Genomic DNA, 1257 nt, shown 5'->3' with positions numbered 1-1257 from the left:
GATACCAAGTCGCCTTTGCATGCACTAAATGGCATTACCAAGTTCGCCTTATTTATGGCTTGGGTCACTGTAGTACTGACCACTTTCGATATCCGATTGATTGGTTTACTGATTGTGGCAGGCCTATACTTACTAAAAATCACAAAAGTACCTTTCAAAGTTTACAAACCTTTGCTCATTGGTACAGCCAGTGTCTTAACACTCAACGCACTATTTATGTTTTTGTTGGCTCCCCAGCAAGGCAGTGAATACATTGGATCAAGTACTGTTGTGTTTAATCTTCCTGGCCACTATTCGCTAACTCAAGAGACTCTGTTCTATTTGGTTACGGTCACTCTCAAATACTTCAGCATGTTCCCAATTGCCTTGGTATTTGTCTTTACTACTCACCCGACAGAGTTTGCAGCCAGCTTGAACCGCATTGGCGTGCCGTACAAGATTGCGTATGCCGTCAGTCTGACATTGCGCTACCTTCCTGAGGTCAAGAACGATTTCGTCAATATCATGCACGCTCAACAGGCCCGTGGCCTTGATATATCAAAAAACACACCTCTAGTGCAGCGTCTACAAAACGTGGCGAAGATCCTTGGTCCTCTCATTTTCTCAAGCTTGGACCGAGCAGATGAAATATCCAACGCGATGACGTTAAGAGGATTTGGACGCCACAATACCCGTTCATGGTATAGCTCAAGACCACTAGGCAACACGGACAAACTCTGCCTGCTAGCCATTGCGGTCATCGTCATATTGGCGGTAGCTAAGCGCTATCTAGAAACCGAATTGTTCTGGTATCCGTTCTAGTAAATTACCACCTTCTAAAGAAGGTGGCTTTGTGTGAGCCCCCTAAAAGGGGGCCTTTGTTTAATCCAACGCCAACTGGTGCTGCTCTACTCGCTCTTGCTTCTCTTGATGTCTTACATATCGGCGTATGATTTCTTCATTGATTCCAACACTATCGACAAAATAGCCTCTTTGCCAAAAGTGATTACCCCAAAGCCTGTTCTTCCTAAGATGAGGAAACTTACTAAATAGCTTTAAGGCTATTTTGCCTTTCAATACCCCCATCAACTTGGATATCGATAGCTTTGGTGGAATCTTTACTACTAAATGCACGTGGTCAACTTGTATGTTTAACTCTACTACTTCACATCCAAGTTGATTACAGTAAACATAAATACATCGATAAACTTCTTTACCTATATTGTTCTTCAAGATCCTAAATCGATACTTTGGAGTCCACACTATATGGTATTGACA

General features: G+C 42.8%; 2 protein-coding genes. One reads left to right on the top strand and one right to left on the bottom strand.

The window, feature by feature from the left end; all coding sequences use genetic code 11:
- On the top strand, positions 1-801 hold an 801-nt coding region (locus tag DA100_RS08350), incomplete at its 5' end, for an energy-coupling factor transporter transmembrane component T (protein ID WP_138971728.1).
- A gap of 60 nt (positions 802-861) precedes the next feature.
- Here the strand turns inward: DA100_RS08350 and tnpA are convergent.
- Positions 862-1257: IS200/IS605 family transposase (gene tnpA, locus DA100_RS08345; protein ID WP_138971727.1), on the bottom strand; the 396-nt coding region annotated here is incomplete at its 5' end.

The sequence above is a fragment of the Vibrio sp. Hep-1b-8 genome (genome assembly GCF_006124995.1).
In the GTDB taxonomy this organism is placed as follows: domain Bacteria; phylum Pseudomonadota; class Gammaproteobacteria; order Enterobacterales; family Vibrionaceae; genus Vibrio.
This window is presented reverse-complemented; position numbering and strand designations above follow the sequence as displayed.